Genomic DNA, 18,296 nt, shown 5'->3' on the forward strand with positions numbered 1-18,296 from the left:
CTTATCCTCTCACGCGTTTCGCATAGGCGGGCGCATTCATGTCGCGCACATCGACGGACAGGCTGCCGACCGTCGGCATGATCTTGTCCATCGCCTTCAGGACAATATCGGAGAGCCGGGCCTTTGTCTCGTCATCGCGACCCGCCAAAAGATAGAGCGTCGCATGGGCGAAGGTATCGGGTTCGGTGCCGATCTTGAAATAGGGCTGCGGCCGGGCGCGGGTTTTCAAGGCGGGGGCGTTGATTTCCACGTCGAGAATGAGCGCGTCGAAGATGGCTTCGCAGAGCGCTTGGATGTCGTGGCTGCGCTCTAGGCCTTCGGAAAAGTCGATGACAACATGGGGCATGGGTTACAATCCGGTTTTATTCAGGGTGTCGGTGAGGATGGGCGCCAAGAGCGCAGCCCAATGGGCCTGGCCTTCGGGCGTTTCAATGAGATCGGAGCGCAGCTCGATCAACAGGTTCAATCGCCCGTGATGCAGCGCATGGCGGTCGATGGCATCCCCCGGCAGGTGGCCGTCATAGGGTTCGTTGTCGCCAATGACCAACCGCTCGCCGATCTTTGCGGCCTCGGCGTGCAAGGCCTCGGAGGCTTCGAGCGCAGCGATGAAGGGGGCGGTAAAGCGTTTGTCGTAAGCTGAGAGAATGCCGATCTGCCAAGGGCGGCGCGGGCGGTTCTTGAGTTGCGGCGTGAAGCTATGGATGGCGCAGATCACCACATCGTCGCGCGCGGCGCAGATCGCCTCATAGGCGTCATGATAGGGGCGATGAAACAGCGCGAGACGCCGTTCGACCTCGGCCGCATCAGCGTGGCGGTTGGCGGGAATGATGGTCCCGTCATAGAGTTTCATCACCAAGGTCGGATCATCCTCGCCCCGGTTCGGGTCGATCACGAGGCGGGAGAAATCCGTGTGGATCATCGGGCTGTCCAAAAGGCGGGCCAACTCGCGGCTCACCCCCAGCGCGCCGATGTCATAGGCGATATGACGTGCCATGTCGTCCGCGCCAATGCCAAGATCGGGACCGATCTCCGGGGGGACGCGATTTGTGGCATGATCGCAGGTGACAAGCCAACGTCCGCTTCGATTTTCACCAAGAGCATGATAAGAAGGGATTAAGGTCATTTTTGCGTCACCTTTCGCTTTCATATCTCCATTAAGCGGTTTCTTGGCGGTGTGCCAGTTGTCATGCGCTAACATTTACTGCATAGAGAGCGTGGCCCGCGAAAATGATGCGATGGAAAGAAAAGGACTATCGGCAGATATGAGACGTCTTCGGAATGTAAAAATCGTGGCCACGCTGGGCCCCGCATCCAATGATTACGACACCATCCGCGCCCTGTCAGAGGCCGGCGCCGATGTGTTCCGTTTGAACATGAGCCATGGCGATCACGAGGAAATTCGTGCCCGTCACGCCATCATCCGCAAGATCGAAACCGATCTCGGTCGCCCCATCGCCATTCTGGCGGATTTGCAGGGGCCGAAATTGCGGGTCGGCAAATTCGGCTCTGGCGCGCATGATCTCGAAGAGGGCGACAAGTTCCGCCTCGATCTCGACGATGCGCCTGGCAACGGGGTGCGCGTGCAGCTTCCGCACCCGGAGATTTTCGCGGCCTTGCAGCCGGGCTCCTCGCTTTTGGTCAATGACGGCAAAATCCGCCTCAAGGTCGAAGACTGCGGTCCGGATTACGCCGATTGCGTGGTCACCGTCGGCGGCACGATTTCCGACCGCAAAGGTGTGAACGTGCCCGACGTGGTGCTGCCGCTGGCGGCTCTGTCGCCGAAAGATCGCAAAGATCTCGAATTCGTCTGCGAGTTGGGCGTGGATTGGGTTGCGCTGTCCTTTGTGCAGCGTCCCGAAGATATGCTGGAAGCCAAGGATCTGGTGAAAGGTCGCGCTTCTGTTCTGGCGAAGATCGAAAAACCTGCAGCTGTCGATGCTTTCGAAGACATCCTCGCGGTGTCCGATGGGATCATGGTGGCCCGTGGCGATCTTGGCGTCGAATTGCCGGTACAGGCCGTGCCGCCGATCCAGAAACGCCTGACGCGCCGCTGTCGCGCGGTGGCAAAACCGGTGATCGTCGCGACCCAGATGCTGGAAAGCATGATCGAAAGCCCGATGCCGACCCGCGCCGAGGTCTCCGATGTGGCGACTGCCATCTACGAAGGCGCCGATGCGATCATGCTGTCGGCAGAATCCGCTGCGGGTAATTATCCGATCGAAGCCGTGACCACGATGAACAACGTGGCCGTGTCGGTCGAAAGCGATCCGGTCTACCGTGATGTGCTCGACGCATCGCGCGCCGGGATCAAGCGCAACACCACCGCCGACGCCATCGTCTCGGCCGCCCGCGAGATCGCGGAAACCACCGATGTCAAAGCAGTGGTCTGCTATTCCGAGAGCGGCACCACCGCCGCGCTCACGGCCCGCGAACGTCCGCATGTGCCGATCATCGCCATGACCTCGCGCCGCAACACCGCGCGCAAGCTTTGCCTCTATTGGGGCATGCATTGCGTGATGACCGGTGAGGTGGAGCGCTTCAAAATGGCCGTGGTCAATGCGGCTCGCGCTGCGCGCACCTCGGGTTTTGCGACCGAAGAAGACAAGATCGTGGTGATTGCGGGCATTCCGTTCAACCAGCCGGGCTCGACCAACATTTTGCGGGTCGCGCCCTGTGAAGAGCGGCTGATCTTCAACACCGATCCGGAATAACGGCACGGTCACGTGGATACGGATTTCCTTCTTGTGGTGGGCGCGGGGCTCATTTTGCTCGCCGTGCCCAATGCCATCAAAGCCTACTCCGAGGTGCGGTCCCCGCGGGTCGCGACCGGCATGGTCGTGGCCGGCGGCGTGATGTTCGTCTCGGCCCTCGTGCTGCACCCGGAGGGCTACCGTTTCGAGGATATCCCGGAGGCTGTTCTGCGCGTGATCTCGAGAATCCGGTCTTTTTTCCATGCGTGAGCATCACAAGGCTTGCTAAATGGTCCTATCGGCTGTAATGGCAGCCGCTCATGGGGCGCGTCCGGCGATATGGCATGCCGAGTCGCGCTATAAACCATCGAACCAAAGGAGATGGAAATGCCTAAGATGAAGACAAAGTCGAGCGCCAAAAAGCGCTTCAAAATGACCGCCACTGGCAAGGTCAAAGCGGGTCAGGCCGGCAAACGCCACGGCATGATCAAACGCACCACGAAATTTATCCGTGACGCACGTGGCACGACCACGCTCTCCGCACCCGATGCGAAGATCGTGAAGTCCTACATGCCCTACAACCGCTAATTAGGGAGAGAGACACATGTCCCGCACCAAAGGTGGTACCGTTACCCACGCCCGTCACAAGAAAGTTCTGAAGGCCGCCAAAGGTTACTACGGCGCCCGTTCGCGGAACTTCCGCACCGCAACTCAGGCCGTCGACAAGGCGAACCAATACGCGACCCGCGACCGTAAGGCTCGTAAGCGTAACTTCCGCGCCCTGTGGATCCAGCGTATCAACGCTGCCGTGCGTTCGCATGACGAAGCGCTGACCTACTCCAAATTCATCAACGGCCTCGCACTGGCTGGCATCGAAGTGGACCGTAAAGTCCTCGCCGATCTCGCCATCCACGAGCCGGATGCGTTTGGTGCCATCGTCGATAAGGCGAAGGCCGCGCTCGCGTAAGCTCTCTAACTTTCTAGAGAACGAACATTTTTGAAGCCGCGGACCTCATGGGGTCTCGCGGCTTCTTGTCTTTTGGGTCTCCCGTGGTATCGAGGCGGGGACCAATGAATACGAGGGGTTCAGATGATTGAGCTGAAGAACAAATACCTCACCGCGATCTTGCAGGCGGGAGATGAGGCCACTCTTGAGGACATCCGTCTTCAGGCCGTCGGCAAAAAGGGTGAAGTGGCGCTCAAGATGCGTGAGCTGGGCAAGATGAGCCCGGAAGAGCGTCAGGTCATGGGGCCGCAACTCAACGCCTTGAAAGACGAGATCAACTCCGCGCTGGCCGCCAAGAAGGTCGCGCTGGAAGACGTCGCACTGGACGCGCGTCTGGCCGAGGAATGGCTCGATGTCACGCTTCCGGGCCGTCAGCGTCCGCAAGGGACGATCCACCCGATCTCTCGCGTCTCGGAGGAAATCTACGCGATCTTCGCCGATCTCGGCTTTGCCGTGGCCGAAGGCCCGCAGATCGAAGACGATTTCCACAACTTCGACGCACTCAATATCGCGCCGAACCACCCGGCGCGCCAAGAGCATGACACCTTCTACATGCACCGCGCCGAGGGCGACGAGCGTGCGCCGAACGTGCTGCGCACCCACACCTCGCCGGTGCAAATCCGCTCGATGATCGCCCAGGGCGCGCCGATCCGCATCATCGCGCCGGGCCGTGTGTACCGGTCCGACTACGACCAGACCCACACGCCGATGTTCCACCAGGTCGAAGGCATGGCCATCGACAAGGACATCTCCATGGCAAACCTGAAATGGGTGCTCGAAGAGTTCTACACCGCGTTTTTCGGCACCAAGGTCAAAACCCGCTTCCGCGCCTCGCACTTCCCCTTCACGGAACCCTCCGCCGAGGTGGACGTGCAGTGCAAATGGGAAAACGGCACCGTGACCGTGGGCGAGGGCGACGATTGGCTCGAAGTCTTGGGCTCCGGCATGATGCACCCCAAAGTCCTGACCGCTGGCGGCATAGACCCGAAAGAGTGGCAAGGCTTTGCCTTCGGCATGGGGATCGACCGTCTGGCGATGCTGAAATACGGCATCCCGGATTTGCGGGCGTTCTTTGACTCTGACCTGCGCTGGCTGCGTCACTATGGGTTTAGCGCTCTGGGCACGCCGACGTTGGCGGGGGGAATTCACGGGTAATGCCGCTACAAAATTCCAAAATTGATGGCGCGTGGGATATGCGTGTCGGAGTTGCTGACCCGGACGCAGTTTTATTCTCTGACTATGGAATCGATAGTTCCAAGTTGCGTAAGACAGCCGAGAAGGCAGTTCTTCAGAGCAAAACAGTGCCGGTCTATGCGGTAGATACCGAAGGGCAAGCCGCGTTCGTTATTTTGGAAGAGATTTCGATGGGTATCTATGCCCTAGGAGTAAAAAAATGAAATTCACACTCTCCTGGCTCAAAGAGCATCTGGAAACCGAGGCGAGCCTCGATGACATCCTTTACGCGCTGACCGATCTCGGGCTTGAGGTCGAAGGCGTCGAGAACCCGCGCGATAAGCTTAAGGGCTTTAAACTCGTGCGTGTCAAAGAGGCCGTGCAGCACCCCGACGCCGACAAGTTGCGGGTCTGTCAGGTCGAGACCGACGAAGGCATGACCCAGATCGTCTGTGGCGCGCCCAACGCCCGTGCGGGGATCACCGCCGTTTTGGCGAAACCCGGCATGTATATCCCCGGCCTCGACATCACGATTTCCGTCGGCAAAATCCGCGGCGTCGAGAGCCATGGCATGATGGCGTCTGAGCGCGAGCTGGAGCTGTCGGACGAGCACAACGGCATCATCGAGCTGGAAGACGGCGAGATCGGCATGGAGTTCGCCGACTGGCTGGCGAAACATCAGCCGTCCAAAGTTGATCCGGTGATCGAGATCGCCATCACCCCGAACCGTCCCGACGCCTTGGGCGTCCACGGCATCGCCCGCGATCTCGCGGCGCGGGGTCTTGGCACATTGAAACCGCTCAAAGTTGAAACGGTCGAGGCGAAATTCCCGAACCCGATCTCGGTGGAGATCACCGAGGCCGCGAAAGACGGGTGTCATGTGTTCGCCGGGCGTCTGATCAAGGGCGTGAAAAACGGCCCCTCTCCCAAGTGGTTGCAGGATCGTCTGACCGCCATCGGCCTGCGCCCGATTTCCGTGCTGGTCGATGTCACCAACTTCTTCACCTACGACCGCAACCGCCCGCTGCACGTCTTTGACGCGGCGACAGTGGAGGGCGGTCTGGTGATCGACCGCGCGAAAGGCGGCGAGGAGTTGCTGGCGCTCGACGAGAAGACCTACAAAATGCCTGAAGGCGCGATGGTGATTTTCTCCGGTGGCAAAGTGGAGTCCATCGGCGGCATCATGGGCGGCGAAGAGACCGGCTGTACGGATGAAACCACGGATGTGTTCGTCGAAGCGGCGTTCTGGAACCATCTCGACATCGCCAAAGGCGGCCGTGCGCTCAAGATCAATTCGGACGCGCGTTACCGCAACGAGCGCGGCATCGACCCGGCCTACAACATGCAGGCTCTGGACGATGCCACCGCGATGATTTTGGAACTTTGCGGGGGCGAGGCCTCTGAGGTCGTGATCGCCGGTGAAGTGCCGGACGTGTCGCGGAGCTACAAACTCGACACCGACCGGGTGCAATCGCTCGTCGGCATGGACATCCCAGCGGCGCGTCAGGTCGCCATTCTGGAGGCCTTGGGTTTCGTGATGGACGGCGATATGGCGCAGGTGCCGAGCTGGCGTCCTGACGTTCTGGGCGAGGCCGATCTGGTCGAAGAGGTCGCCCGTGTCGAAAGCCTGACGCATTTGGAGCCGAAGCCGATGAAACGCCCCTCCGGCGTGGCGAAGCAAATCCTGACGCCGATGCAGGTGCGTGAATCTTCTGCGCGCCATCAGGCGGCAGGGCTTGGGTTCAACGAATGCGTGACCTACAGCTTCATCGACCAGAAATCGGCCGAGCTTTTCGGCGGCGGCACGGATGCGGTGCGTCTGGAAAACCCGATCTCTTCCGAGATGAGCCACATGCGCCCGGACCTTTTGCCCGGTCTTTTGGCGGCGGCGACGCGCAACCAAGCGCGCGGTTTTGCCGATCTGAACCTGTTCGAATGCGGCCCTGCGTTTTTCGGCGGTGAGCCGGGCGAGCAGCGTGCGCAAATCTCCGGCCTGCGGGTCGGCGCGACGGGGGCGAAAGACGTGCACGGCGAGCGCCGCAGCTACGATCTCTATGACGCCAAAGCCGATGCGGAGGCCGTTTTGGCCGCCATCGGCGCGCCCGCCAAGGCACAAATCCTGCGCGACACTTCGCCGTGGTTCCATCCGGGCCGCTCGGGCAAAATCTGCCTCGGGCCGAAAAAGGTTCTGGCCGAATTTGGCGAGCTGCACCCGAAGGTCCTCAAGGAGATGGGCGTCAAAGGCACCGCTGTGGCTTTCACCGTCTACCTCGAAGAGGCCCCGATGCCGCGCGGCACTAAAATCGCACGGTCGGCGTTCTTCACCAACGATCTGCAAGCGGTCGAACGCGACTTTGCCTTTGTCGTCGACAAGGGCGTCAACGCGCTTGATCTGGTGAACGCAGCCGGGGGCGCGGACAAGGCGCTGATCGAAGAGGTGCGCGTCTTTGACGAGTTCATCGGCGGCTCTCTGGGCGAGGACAAGAAATCTCTGGCGATCACCGTGCGCATTCAGCCCACGGGCGGAACGCTCAAGGAGAAAGACCTCGAAGAGCTGTCGGCGAAGATCATCGCCAAGGTCGAAAAAGCCACCGGCGGCACGCTGCGCGGCTGAGGCTCAGGCCATTAGACGGAAAAGAAACGGCGCCTCAGCGGGCGCCGTTTTTTAATGGGATGATGATATAGGGCACATCGCGGGTCACATCGGGGTCTTCGAACCGATAGGGCAGGGTGGCCATGGTCACCGGGCCAAGCTCGGTGGTCTCGGGTGTGAGACCATGGATCGCAAGTTTGCGCGCGATCTTTTCAGGCTCATCGATGCCGATCACGACAATGCGCTCCAGATCATCAGGGATTGAGCCGCCGGGTTGCGCCGGCAAAGCGGTCCATGAGGGGCGCAGATACTTCAAGTTGCCGGGATAGTAGAAATTGAAACTGACGACTGCGGGCGGCATGGCGCCTTCGGGCAGGTCCTGTTCGATGCGTTGCGCCAGAGCCTCGATGTCGAGAGAGTCGCTGCCCGCGCCGCGCAACCGCGTGTCGGCGATGGCGACAATGATCAAAAGCGCAAGACAGGCGCAAAACCGCAGGAAATTGCGCAAGATACGGGGGCTAAGCGTGGGCGCGACCCAAAGCATGAGGCCAAAGGCGAAAGAGATCAGCAAGGGGATGAGCCAGCGCGCCTGAACGTCTGTGACGCCAAAGCCGATCACCGGAACCGCGACGATGGCCAGACCCGCGAGGCCTGACAGAAGCATCCAGCGTGCGAGCAAGGGCGCGGGACCGATCACAAAGATGCGTCGCCCATAGGGAAGGCGCAGACAGATCAGCGTCAGAAGGAGCAGGATGAGCCCGGCCAAGGTTTCCAGCAGCATGGTTGTGACACCAATGAGCGGGCGCGGCAGGGCAGTCAGGTCGGAGGGTCTGTAAAGCGTTTCACTGGTCGAGGTCGCCATATCCGGATGGGTCAAAATCCACCCCATGGGCAAGGCCAGAATAGCACAGGCGATGAGCAGTGTCAGAAGGAGATCTTTGCGCCAGAACACCCGGCGCAGTTCGGGAAAGGCGCCAGCGGTCAGCAAAAGAGGCAGGGGGAAGAGCCAGTAGTTATACTTCGTAATGCCGCCAAGCCCGAGTGCGATTCCGAGAAGAACGGCATGAGACAGCCTGTGCTCGTCTTTTTCCGCAGCCTCCAGACGCCGCGCAAAGACATTCATCGTTGCCGCGATCAGGGCCAGCATCGCGATGCTGTGAGACCCGGCGCGTTGCCCTTCCCAGGAGACATTCGGCAGCAACAACAGCGACAGCGTGACCAGAATGGCGATCCTGACGGGCAAAAGGCGGCGAAACCCATCGAATGTCAGAGCATATGTGACGAAAAGCAGGATGTTTTTCGGAAGCGCGATGGCAAAAGTCGTGGGGCCGAAGAGGTCGAAGGCGAGGGCCTGAAACCAGTTGTAAAGCGGCGTCTGCGGGCCATAACCGAGACGATAGTCCTGCGCGAGGACGAACATTTCCGCTTCGTCGTACTCGAAGGTGCCACCAAGGAGCGTGCGCAAAACGGTGTGAATGGCAAAATAAGCGAAGAGGATGAGGAAAAAGGCGTTGGCGTCTCGCCGGTCGTGCGAGGTCTGCGCGCGTGTCATCATCATTGGTCCACGACCCCAAGGAGCACGCGCAACGGTTGGCTGCGCTCGCTATGATGGAAAGGCAGGTCGATTTGCTGACCGCTGACATAGTTGGCCTGAGCTGCATGAGGCCAATCCACTCGGGCGGCCAGCTCTTGCAGGGAGGCGTCCGTCTTTGAGGAGCGGCTTATGAGCAGAATATGCTCCGTGGTTTCCGCGCGCGCGGAGGCCGGAAGGTCGGAGCGGATGATCCACGTCGGTCTGATCCGGGCAAGATTGCCGCCGACGTAGAAATCCGCGACGATCAGCGTGTCCTGCGGGAGGTTCATCTCTTCGATCTGCGTTGCAAGCGGGGCAAAGTCGAGGTCGCGCCGGGCGCCTTCTTTGTAGCGATCAAGCGACAGCCCTGCGATCACGAGAACCGCCAGAGCGGCGAGTGTCGCGCTATAGCCGATGGCGCTGCGCCGTGACAGGCGAGGCGTGAGCCAGAGGAACACGCCGATCACGAGGGGGAGCACAATCGGCAAGAGCCAGCGCGGCGTGATGTGCCCAACATCGGCCAGCCAAACGAGGATCAGCCCAGCGATGCCCAGAATGACAAATGTGCGCAAAAACAGTGTGGTCACGATATGCGATCCCTCGGCCGATCCCATGACGGCCTCGGCCTTGCGCGAAAAAACCCACAACACCCCGGCCACAAGCGCGGGCAGAAGGGTGAGGATCAGGACCCCCTGAATATAAAGGGAGCCCCCTTCCGGGATGATCTGTTTCGTGTCACCGGACATGTCCATTTTGCCGACGGAGGACAGGGAGAGATCGGGATTTTTGGCCATCCAAAGATAAGGTCCAGCCACAATCACCAGAGCAATAAGAGGGGCAATCAGCGTCCGGCGCGTGAGCATGCGGCGGGTCTGGGCGAGGCTCAGGGTGGCCAAAAGCAATCCGACTGGAATGGCCCAGAAATTATACTTGGCGATCCCGCCCAGCCCAAGCGCCACACCGAACAACACCCAATGCCGCAATTGGCCGGTCTTCAGAGCCCAAAGATAGGCGGCGAAACTCGCGGCGATCGTCGCCAGCAACATGTTGGAATGTGTGGTCGCGCGTTGTGCTTCCCAGGCAATATCCGGGATGAGGAACAGAGAGACTGTCGTCAGCGCTGCCACGCGCGCCGGGACAAAGGCACGTAAGCCGAGAAATAGACAGGCGTAGGTGGCCCAGAGCAACAGGTTCTTGAGCAGGGACAAGGCGAAAAGCGTGTCGCCAAAGAGCGCAAACAAGACGGTTTGCAGCCAATTGTAGAGCGGCAATTGCGGCCCGTAGCCCCATTGCAGGCCCGGTGTCATCAACAGCATCTCTGCCTCATCGGTTTCAAGCGCGCCGCCAAGGATCAACCGCAAGGCCAATTGCGCGAGGAAATAGGCGGTGATGACCGCGAAAAACAGACGCGTGATACGGTGCGTGTCCGCAGGGTGGGAAAGGCGGGCCGAGGATGTCTCTGTCATGGCTGCTCTCTGAGGAGATTTTCGCTCACCCTAAAAGACTTTGTAAAAAAGCTGAATCGCAAATTTCCGGCGATGGCGGGGAGAGGCCTCCGAAGCCGATGGCGCGTGCGACGGCGCCGGATGTGCCTCTCTTGTTTTTCAGGCCTTACTCCGGGCGCGGCGGAATGTTGTTGGCCTTGGCCACCGCAGGCCGCGCATAGAAGCGCTCGACATAGGCCGGTACGTTTTTCAGATCGTGATAGCCCACAACCTCTTTTGCGCCGTAGAATTCCAGCACGTTGATCCAGGGCGCGATGGCCATATCGGCGATGGAGTAGTCGCCCATGATCCAGTCGCGGCCTTCGAGGCGCTGTTCGAGGACGTTCAAAATCCGTTTGGCCTCGTTGATATAGCGATCACGTGCGGTCGGGTCTTCCATCGCGGCGCCTGCGAATTTGTAGAAGAACCCGAGCTGGCCAAACATCGGCCCGACGCCGCCCATTTGGAACATCAGCCATTGGATCGTCTCGTAGCGGGTTTTCGGGTCTTTCGAGAGGAATTTCCCGGTTTTCTCAGCGAGATAAATCAGGATCGCACCGCTTTCGAAGAGTTCGATCTGAACGCCGTCCGGCCCGTTCGGGTCGATGATCGCGGGGATTTTGTTGTTCGGGTTGAGGGCAAGGAACTCCGGGCTTTTGACATCGGCGTCGGCGAGCGTCACGAGATGCGCCTCGTAGTCGAGCCCCATTTCCTCAAGCGCGATGGAGATTTTGACCCCATTGGGCGTGGGGTAGGAATAAAGCTGTAGCTTTTCCGGGGTCTCGGCAGGCCAGCGGGCGGTAATCGGGTGGGTGACGGGCTGGGGCATTCTGAACTCCTTGAGGGGCGGATGTTGCGTGTGTCTGGCTTCAAACTATTGCTTTTGCAGTTTAAAAAAACCGCTGCACATGTGCGCCATTGTGCTATGCAATGTGCAGAGCCGTCTCTCGCAGGTGCGGCATCCTTCTCTAAGTTGTGTGGGGCATTCCAAATGTTAAAAGAATTCAAGGCGTTCATCGCCAAGGGCAACGTCATGGACATGGCTGTCGGCATCATCGTCGGCGCGGCGTTCACCGCCATCGTCAAATCCATGGTCGATGATCTGATCAACCCGATCATCGGGATTTTCACCGGCGGTCTCGATTTCACCAACCGCTACGCTGTGATTTCCGGCGATGTGGCGGCGGGCACCTCTTTGGAGGCGGCGCGCGAAGCGGGGGCGTCGATTTTCGCCTATGGCTCGTTCTTCATGGCCGTGATCAACTTTTTCATCATCGCTTTCGTGGTCTTCATGCTGGTGCGCTACGTCAACAAGGTGAAATCTTTGGCCGAGAAACCGGAAGAGGTTGTGCCTGAGGTTCCCGCCGGTCCGTCCGAGCTTGATGTGCTGATCGAAATTCGCGACTCGCTCAAAAAGTAAGTCGCTTAAGTTTCTGAAACGAAAGGCCCGTTGGAGAGATCCAACGGGCCTTTTTGCTGGCACCTGACGGCGACCAGCATCGGGGACACATCTCTAATACGCAGGCGCGTTCGGTTTCCGCCGCCGCTTGTCGTAAAAAAATAAACGTGAAAGATTATGGTCGAAATGACCGCGTAATCGGGAGAAATGCGCAACATGACGAAGCTCGATGACACAGATCGCCGCATTTTGCGCATTTTGCAGCGGCGTGGCCGCATTTCGAACGCCGATCTGGCGCAAGAGGCCAATGTGTCGAGTTCCGCCTGTCATCGTCGCGTGCAACGGTTGGAGGCCGAAGGGATCATCCGCGATTACGTCGCCCTTCTGGACCCGCGCCATCTCGATCGCCGGGCGACCGTCTTTGTCGAGGTCACTTTGACCAGCCAGGCGGACGATATTCTGGCCGCTTTCGAGAAGGCCGTGCGCAACATGCCGGACGTGTTGGAATGTCATCTCATGGCCGGCAAAGCGGATTACATCCTCAAGGTGGTGTCCGCCGACACCGACCATTTCGCCGAAGTGCACCGCCAACTCGTACGCCTGCCGGGGGTTCAGACGATGCAATCCTCTTTTGCCATGCGCACGGTGTTCAAGACGACGGCCCTCCCGGTTTGATGCCGGTTCAACTGGCTCACGCAACCGGGATTTGGCGAAGCGCTCTTCCCTATGGTAAGGCTAACACAAGCCGCGTTTGGGAGGAGGCGGCGAAAAATGCGCACAAGTCACGCTGATCACATCATTTCTGCGGTCGAATCAGACACGGTCGGGACGCGCCTGACCGCGAGTTGGCGGCGCTCGATGAAGAAACACGGGCTTGATCCGACCCGCACGCCGCAGCCAAGACGGTTCTCCGATCTCGAAATCCAGGAACGTCGCGCGCGGCTCGAAGGCTTTATGGATTTGGCCACGCCCAAGCTCGATCACCTGTTCCAGATGGTCGGCAACACCGGCTGTTCCGTTTTGATGACGGATCGCGACGGGGTCATTTTGGATCAGCGCTCGAAAGATGCCGACAGCGACACGTTTCAGGCCTGGGGCCTTTGGGCCGGGTTCGATTGGTCGGAGCAATCCGAGGGCACCAACGGCATCGGCACCTGTATCGCCGAAGGCCGTAATGTCATCATTCATCGCGATGAGCATTTCATGAGCCGCAACACCGCGATGTCCTGTATGGACTCGCCGATTTTCGGCCCCGACGGCGAATTGATCGCGGCGTTGGATGTGTCCTCCTGTCGCGCCGATCAGACGGAGGCCTACGCCCGTCTGATCGCGGGCGTTGTGGCGCAAACCGCGAAACAGATCGAAGCGGAGGCGTTCCGCGCGGCCTTTCCAAAAGCCCGGATCATCGCAGGGCCAGAGGATCGCCCCGAGGGCGCTGTTTTGCTCGCTGTGGATCAGGACGATCTCGTGATCGGCGCCACGCGGGCGGCGCGTCGGGCCTATGGTTTGGGGCTTGGTACGGTGATCGATCCGCGTCCGGCCTCTGATATTTTGGGGCGCGACAGCTCCGTCTCCGCCCTCGAGCGCGCCGAACGCGCCGCGCTCAAGCGGGCCATTGCGCGGGCGGGCGGCAATATGTCGGCTGCGGCGCGCGAACTTGGGATTGGACGCGCAACCCTTTATCGCCGGATGAAACGGCTCGGGATCGGCGAAAACGGCGAAAATTAACACGCACCTGTCTCAGAGGTGAGACATTGCTGCGCTGCGTCTACTAAAGTCGGGGGTGACCCGAGTGATGTGAGCGGTCACCTTCGAAGAATAGGCTGACGTGGAGGACGTCATGCCAACACTTGAGGAGGACCCCATGAACGTACAAACCGAAGCCAGCGCAAAATATGCGTCGCCTTTCAAATCCCGCTATGACAACTTCATTGGCGGCAAGTTCACCCCGCCGGTCAATGGCCGCTATTTCGACAACACCACGCCGATCACCGGCGAAAAAGTGTGTGAAGTGGCCCGTTCTGACGCGGCTGACATCGAATTGGCGCTGGACGCCGCCCATGCCGCGAAAACCGCTTGGGGCCTGACCAGCGCGACGGAACGCTCCAACATCCTGTTGAAAATCGCCGACCGCATCGAGGAGAACCTCGAAATCATCGCCACCGCTGAGACCTGGGACAACGGCAAGCCGATTCGGGAAACCATGGCGGCCGATATTCCGCTCTCCGTTGACCATTTCCGCTACTTCTCCGGCGTGCTGCGCGGTCAGGAAGGCACGATGTCCGAGATCGACGCGGACACCGTGGCCTATCACTACCACGAGCCGCTGGGCGTTGTGGGGCAGATCATTCCGTGGAACTTCTCCATCCTGATGGCGGCGTGGAAACTTGCCCCGGCTCTGGCTGCGGGCAACTGTATCGTGATGAAACCGGCGGAACAGACGCCTGCCGCGATCATGGTGATGATGGAACTCATCGCCGACCTGCTGCCCGATGGCGTGCTCAACATCGTCAATGGCTACGGCGCCGAAGTCGGCGCACCTCTGGCCCGTTCGCCGCGCATCGCGAAAATCGCCTTCACCGGGTCGACCGCAACAGGCCGCATGATCATGCAATACGCCACCGAGAACCTCATTCCGGTGACGCTTGAGCTTGGCGGCAAATCCCCGAACATCTTCTTCTCCGACGTGATGCGCGAAGACGATGCCTTCCTCGACAAGGCTGTCGAAGGCTTCGTGCTCTTCGCCTTCAACCAAGGCGAGGTCTGCACCTGCCCGAGCCGCGCGCTCATTCAGGAAGACATCTACGAAGAGTTCATCGAACGCTGTATCGCCCGTGTGAAAGCCATCAAGCAAGGCGATCCGCGCGACATCAACACCATGGTCGGTGCGCAGGCGAGCTCCGAGCAGCAGGAGAAAATCCTGTCCTACCTGACCATCGGTCGCGAAGAAGGCGCCGAAGTGCTCGTGGGCGGTGACGCGGCCAAGTTCAACGGCGATCTGGCCGGTGGCTATTACATCCAGCCGACGATCCTCAAAGGCCACAACAAAATGCGTGTGTTCCAAGAGGAAATCTTTGGCCCGGTTGTTTCCGTGACCACCTTCAAGGATGAAGCAGAGGCGCTTCAGATCGCCAACGACACCATGTACGGCCTCGGCGCCGGTGTGTGGTCGCGCGATATGAACACCTGCTACCGCTTCGGGCGTCACATTCAGGCCGGTCGTGTTTGGGTGAACAACTACCACGCTTACCCGGCCCACGCGGCCTTCGGTGGCTACAAACAGTCGGGTGTGGGTCGTGAGAACCACAAGATGATGCTCGATCACTACCAGCAGACGAAAAACATGCTCGTCTCCTACAACCCGAACAAGCTGGGCTTCTTCTAAACCCAGCTCCCGCTAAGCCCGGGTTCCGGGCTTATCCCGGGGCATATGCGCATACCTCCTCCCCCCTTGGGTGCGCATATGCCCCGCTTTCGAAAGTCGGAACGATGCCCCTTGATCGCGTGATCCTCACAGACGCCGCCCGCAGCCTTCTCGATGAGATTGTCGCGGAGCATGGTCCCGTGATGTTCGTGCAGTCGGGCGGATGTTGCGATGGCTCGTCGCCGATGTGCTTCAAGGATGGCGACTATATGATCGGTTCGCGTGACATCAAACTGGGCGAAGTCGCAGGCGCGCCGGTTTGGATTTCAGAGAGCCTGTTCGAGATTTGGCGGCACAGCCAGATGATCCTGGACGCCGGTCCCGGCCATGGCGCGGGGTTTTCGCTGGATACCGGACGCGGTCGCTGTTTTCTGTCGCGCTCTCGTGTGTTCACGGATGAGGAATGGGCTGAGATCGAAGCCGCTGAGGCCTGATCGCCACTTGATGCGCAGCTCTCCCACGTATTAGCTCGAATGCCCGGCACATGGCCCTGACGGTCTTTTTTTTGGTAGAAATACTCATATCACGCGCTCGGCAAACCACTTCCCCATGCGGCTTTCTGTAGACTCCCGCGCCCAAACCCGCTAAACGGCGCTATCTTGCGCCTGTGTTTGGGCGCCCATACGGATTTCCCCTGATGCTGACGCCTCTCTCCGACGCCCTCGCCGAGCGCGGGTTCGACACTTTGACCGACGTGCAAACCGCCGTCACCGCCCCCGAGCTTGCGGAGGCGGATCTTTTGGTGTCGGCCCAGACGGGTTCGGGCAAAACCGTGGGCTTTGGTCTCGCCATCGCGCCGACGCTTTTGGGCGACGCTGAACGGTTCGATCATGCCGGAAGCCCGCTGGCTCTGGCGATCGCGCCGACGCGCGAATTGGCGATGCAGGTGGCCCGTGAGCTTGAATGGCTGTACGGCAAGACCGGCGTGCGCATTTCGACCTGTATCGGCGGCATGGATGCCCGCACCGAACGTCGTAGCCTCGAGCGTGGTGCGCATATCGTGGTCGGGACGCCGGGCCGTTTGCGCGACCACATCACGCGCGGTGCGCTGGATCTCTCCGACATTCGCGCCATTGTGCTCGATGAAGCCGACGAGATGTTGGATCTGGGCTTCCGTGAAGACCTCGAATTCATGCTGGGCGAAGCGCCCGAGGACCGTCGCACGTTGTTGTTTTCGGCCACTGTGTCGAAATCCATCGCCGAGATTGCAAAGACCTATCAACGCGATGCCGTGCGCGTCACCACGATCAGCGAGCGTGAACAGCACAGCGACATTTCCTATCAGGTGATCCAATGTGCGCCGCGCGATTCCGAGCATGCGATCATCAACCTGCTGCGCTATCACGACAGCCAGACCTCCATCGTGTTTGCCAACACGCGCGCTGCCGTCGCACGTCTGACCGCGCGGTTTGCGAACCGTGGGTTTGCCGTCGTCAGCCTGTCGGGCGAGCTGTCACAAGACGAGCGCAGCCATGCGTTGCAGGCGCTGCGCGACGGACGTGCCCGTGTGTGTGTTGCCACCGACGTGGCCGCGCGCGGGATCGACCTGCCCAATCTGGAGCTGGTGATCCACGCCGATCTGCCGACCAACACCGAAGGTCTGTTGCACCGCTCCGGTCGGACGGGGCGCGCCGGTCGCAAAGGTATTTCCGCCCTGATCGCGCCGGATAACGTCTCGAAAAAAGCCGCGCGCTTGTTGAAATGGGCTAAGATCGATGCGGAATGGAAGTATGCTCCGACCGCCGAGGAAATCCTCGCGCTCGATGAGAGCCGTTTGATGGACGATCCGGCTTGGGCGGCTGAGCTGACGGAAGGTGAACTGCAATTCGCCGAGAAACTCCACGACCGTTTCACGCCGGAACAGATCGCGGTCGCCTGTCTGCGCCTCTATCGCGCGGGGCTGTCCGCGCCTGAGGAATTGAACGTCCACACCGCGAAACGCCCGCAAGACCCGCGCGCCGAGTTCGGCCCGTCGGCTTGGGTGTCGCTGTCGGTCGGGCGCAATCAGCGCGCCGAGCCGCGTTGGCTTTTGCCGCTTTTGTGCCGCGCAGGGAATCTGGAGAAAGCCCAGATCGGCAAAATCCGCATGGAGGACGATGAGACCTTTGTGGAGCTGAAAGAATCCGCTCTGACGGGCTTCATGGATCACCTCGGTCCCAATGCGTCGCTCGAAGATGAGATCACCGTGACGGCTCTTCCGGGCGCGCCCGCGTTTGCGCCGCGTCAAAGCCCGGGCGGACGTCCCGGTAAAGGCGCTCCGAATAAGCGCTTCGACAAACCGCGTGGGAATACCTCGTCTCAGGAGTATCTCGAGGGGCAGGAACGTTCGCCGCGCTCTTTTGACAAAAAGCCCGCCGCCAAGAAGCCCTATGAGAAAAAGCCCCGCAAGGAACGCGATGATGCGGTTCATGCGCCTGCCAAGCCTGCGCGTAAACCGCGTGCTGCGGGTGCTGCTCCGGCTGGGGCCGGTAAACCCAAGGCCAAGTTCGAAAAGCCCAAATTTGACCGCTCCAAACCGGCAGGCAAAAAGCCGCATCGCAAAGGGGGCAAACCGCCCGCACGCGGTGGGGACGCCACGCCGCGTCGCAAGGGCTGAGGCGCGGCCTGATCGAAGACAAAAACAAACCCCCGGAGCGAAAGCTGCCGGGGGTTGTATTTTTATATATCCCGTAAGGGATCGTTCGAAACGTCGAACTCGCTCTTAGAGCATGCCTTCGCGCTGAGCTTTTTTACGAGCCAGCTTGCGGGCACGGCGGACGGCCTCGGCCTTCTCGCGCGCTTTCTTCACGGACGGCTTCTCGAAATGTTGCTTGAGCTTCATTTCACGGAAAACGCCTTCGCGTTGAAGTTTTTTCTTCAGAGCCCGGAGGGCCTGATCGACGTTGTTGTCACGAACGCTAACCTGCATGTGGTGTCACCACCTTCCTAAGTTAGATTTGCAAAAATTGCAGGAA

19 protein-coding genes are annotated in these 18,296 nt (G+C 60.1%); 13 read left to right on the plus strand and 6 right to left on the minus strand.

The features are described 5' to 3' along the window. Window position 1: 1 nt before the first annotated feature. Together LC094_RS20230 and LC094_RS20235 are read right to left on the minus strand one after the other, a co-directional pair. On the minus strand, window positions 2-346 hold the full coding sequence (locus LC094_RS20230; protein ID WP_226554587.1) for a 5-carboxymethyl-2-hydroxymuconate Delta-isomerase: 345 nt from the start codon (window positions 344-346) through the stop codon (window positions 2-4). A 3-nt stretch (window positions 347-349) separates the two neighbouring features. Next, on the minus strand, window positions 350-1,123 hold the full coding sequence (locus tag LC094_RS20235; RefSeq protein ID WP_226554588.1) for an N-formylglutamate amidohydrolase: 774 nt from the start codon (window positions 1,121-1,123) through the stop codon (window positions 350-352). 139 nt (window positions 1,124-1,262) lie between these two features. Here LC094_RS20235 and pyk point away from each other — a divergent pair, with 139 nt between their 5' ends. From pyk to pheT, 7 genes are all read left to right on the plus strand, one after another. Next, window positions 1,263-2,711, plus strand: a complete 1,449-nt coding sequence (pyk, locus tag LC094_RS20240) for a pyruvate kinase (RefSeq protein ID WP_226554590.1) — start codon at window positions 1,263-1,265, stop codon at window positions 2,709-2,711. 12 nt (window positions 2,712-2,723) lie between these two features. Beyond that, entirely contained in the window at window positions 2,724-2,960 is a 237-nt protein-coding gene (locus LC094_RS20245) for a hypothetical protein (RefSeq protein WP_226554591.1), read from the plus strand. Window positions 2,961-3,077: 117 nt separating this feature from the next. Then, complete coding sequence (gene rpmI / locus LC094_RS20250) at window positions 3,078-3,278, plus strand: 50S ribosomal protein L35 (protein ID WP_009572394.1); 201 nt, start codon at window positions 3,078-3,080, stop codon at window positions 3,276-3,278. A 16-nt stretch (window positions 3,279-3,294) separates the two neighbouring features. Beyond that, the gene (gene rplT, locus LC094_RS20255; RefSeq protein ID WP_167602670.1) at window positions 3,295-3,657 is read left to right on the plus strand and encodes a 50S ribosomal protein L20; all 363 of its coding nucleotides are present in this window, start codon (window positions 3,295-3,297) and stop codon (window positions 3,655-3,657) included. Between the two features lie 123 nt (window positions 3,658-3,780). Next, entirely contained in the window at window positions 3,781-4,851 is a 1,071-nt protein-coding gene (pheS, locus tag LC094_RS20260; protein ID WP_226554593.1) for a phenylalanine--tRNA ligase subunit alpha, read from the plus strand. Beyond that, window positions 4,851-5,093, plus strand: a complete 243-nt coding sequence (locus tag LC094_RS20265; protein ID WP_226554595.1) for a hypothetical protein — start codon at window positions 4,851-4,853, stop codon at window positions 5,091-5,093. The genes pheS and LC094_RS20265 overlap by 1 nt, the downstream gene beginning before the upstream one ends. Next, window positions 5,090-7,483 (plus strand): phenylalanine--tRNA ligase subunit beta, encoded by a 2,394-nt coding sequence (gene pheT, locus LC094_RS20270; protein ID WP_226554596.1) that lies wholly within the window; start codon window positions 5,090-5,092, stop codon window positions 7,481-7,483. Before LC094_RS20265 ends, pheT begins: the two co-directional genes overlap by 4 nt. A 34-nt stretch (window positions 7,484-7,517) precedes the next feature. Here the strand turns inward: pheT and LC094_RS20275 are convergent, their stop codons facing one another. From LC094_RS20275 to LC094_RS20285, 3 genes are all read right to left on the minus strand, one after another. Continuing rightward, complete coding sequence (locus tag LC094_RS20275; RefSeq protein WP_226554597.1) at window positions 7,518-9,020, minus strand: glycosyltransferase family 39 protein; 1,503 nt, start codon at window positions 9,018-9,020, stop codon at window positions 7,518-7,520. Beyond that, window positions 9,017-10,501 carry an ArnT family glycosyltransferase gene (locus LC094_RS20280; RefSeq protein ID WP_226554598.1) on the minus strand — a complete coding sequence of 495 codons (1,485 nt, stop codon included), beginning with the start codon at window positions 10,499-10,501 and terminating at the stop codon, window positions 9,017-9,019. Before LC094_RS20280 ends, LC094_RS20275 begins: the two co-directional genes overlap by 4 nt. 145 nt (window positions 10,502-10,646) lie before the next feature. Then, on the minus strand, window positions 10,647-11,348 hold the full coding sequence (locus LC094_RS20285) for a glutathione S-transferase N-terminal domain-containing protein (protein ID WP_226554599.1): 702 nt from the start codon (window positions 11,346-11,348) through the stop codon (window positions 10,647-10,649). Window positions 11,349-11,510: 162 nt separating this feature from the next. Here LC094_RS20285 and mscL point away from each other — a divergent pair, with 162 nt between their 5' ends. From mscL to LC094_RS20315, 6 genes are all read left to right on the plus strand, one after another. Next, on the plus strand, window positions 11,511-11,939 hold the full coding sequence (gene mscL, locus LC094_RS20290) for a large conductance mechanosensitive channel protein MscL (protein ID WP_226554600.1): 429 nt from the start codon (window positions 11,511-11,513) through the stop codon (window positions 11,937-11,939). A 195-nt stretch (window positions 11,940-12,134) separates the two neighbouring features. After that, window positions 12,135-12,593 (plus strand): Lrp/AsnC family transcriptional regulator, encoded by a 459-nt coding sequence (locus LC094_RS20295; protein WP_167602660.1) that lies wholly within the window; start codon window positions 12,135-12,137, stop codon window positions 12,591-12,593. A 96-nt stretch (window positions 12,594-12,689) separates the two neighbouring features. Further along, complete coding sequence (locus tag LC094_RS20300; RefSeq protein ID WP_226554601.1) at window positions 12,690-13,646, plus strand: GAF domain-containing protein; 957 nt, start codon at window positions 12,690-12,692, stop codon at window positions 13,644-13,646. Between the two features lie 136 nt (window positions 13,647-13,782). After that, entirely contained in the window at window positions 13,783-15,303 is a 1,521-nt protein-coding gene (gene adh, locus LC094_RS20305) for an aldehyde dehydrogenase (protein WP_226554602.1), read from the plus strand. Window positions 15,304-15,407: 104 nt separating this feature from the next. Beyond that, window positions 15,408-15,776: a DUF779 domain-containing protein gene (locus LC094_RS20310; protein ID WP_226554603.1), complete on the plus strand. Its 369-nt coding sequence runs from the start codon at window positions 15,408-15,410 to the stop codon at window positions 15,774-15,776. A gap of 203 nt (window positions 15,777-15,979) precedes the next feature. Further along, on the plus strand, window positions 15,980-17,938 hold the full coding sequence (locus tag LC094_RS20315; RefSeq protein WP_226554605.1) for a DEAD/DEAH box helicase: 1,959 nt from the start codon (window positions 15,980-15,982) through the stop codon (window positions 17,936-17,938). Between the two features lie 105 nt (window positions 17,939-18,043). Here the strand turns inward: LC094_RS20315 and rpsU are convergent, their stop codons facing one another. Further along, complete coding sequence (gene rpsU / locus LC094_RS20320; protein WP_058263026.1) at window positions 18,044-18,250, minus strand: 30S ribosomal protein S21; 207 nt, start codon at window positions 18,248-18,250, stop codon at window positions 18,044-18,046. Between the last annotated feature and the right edge of the window lie 46 nt (window positions 18,251-18,296).

Source organism: Celeribacter naphthalenivorans, assembly GCF_020524585.1.
Taxonomy (GTDB): Bacteria; Pseudomonadota; Alphaproteobacteria; order Rhodobacterales; family Rhodobacteraceae; genus Celeribacter; species Celeribacter naphthalenivorans.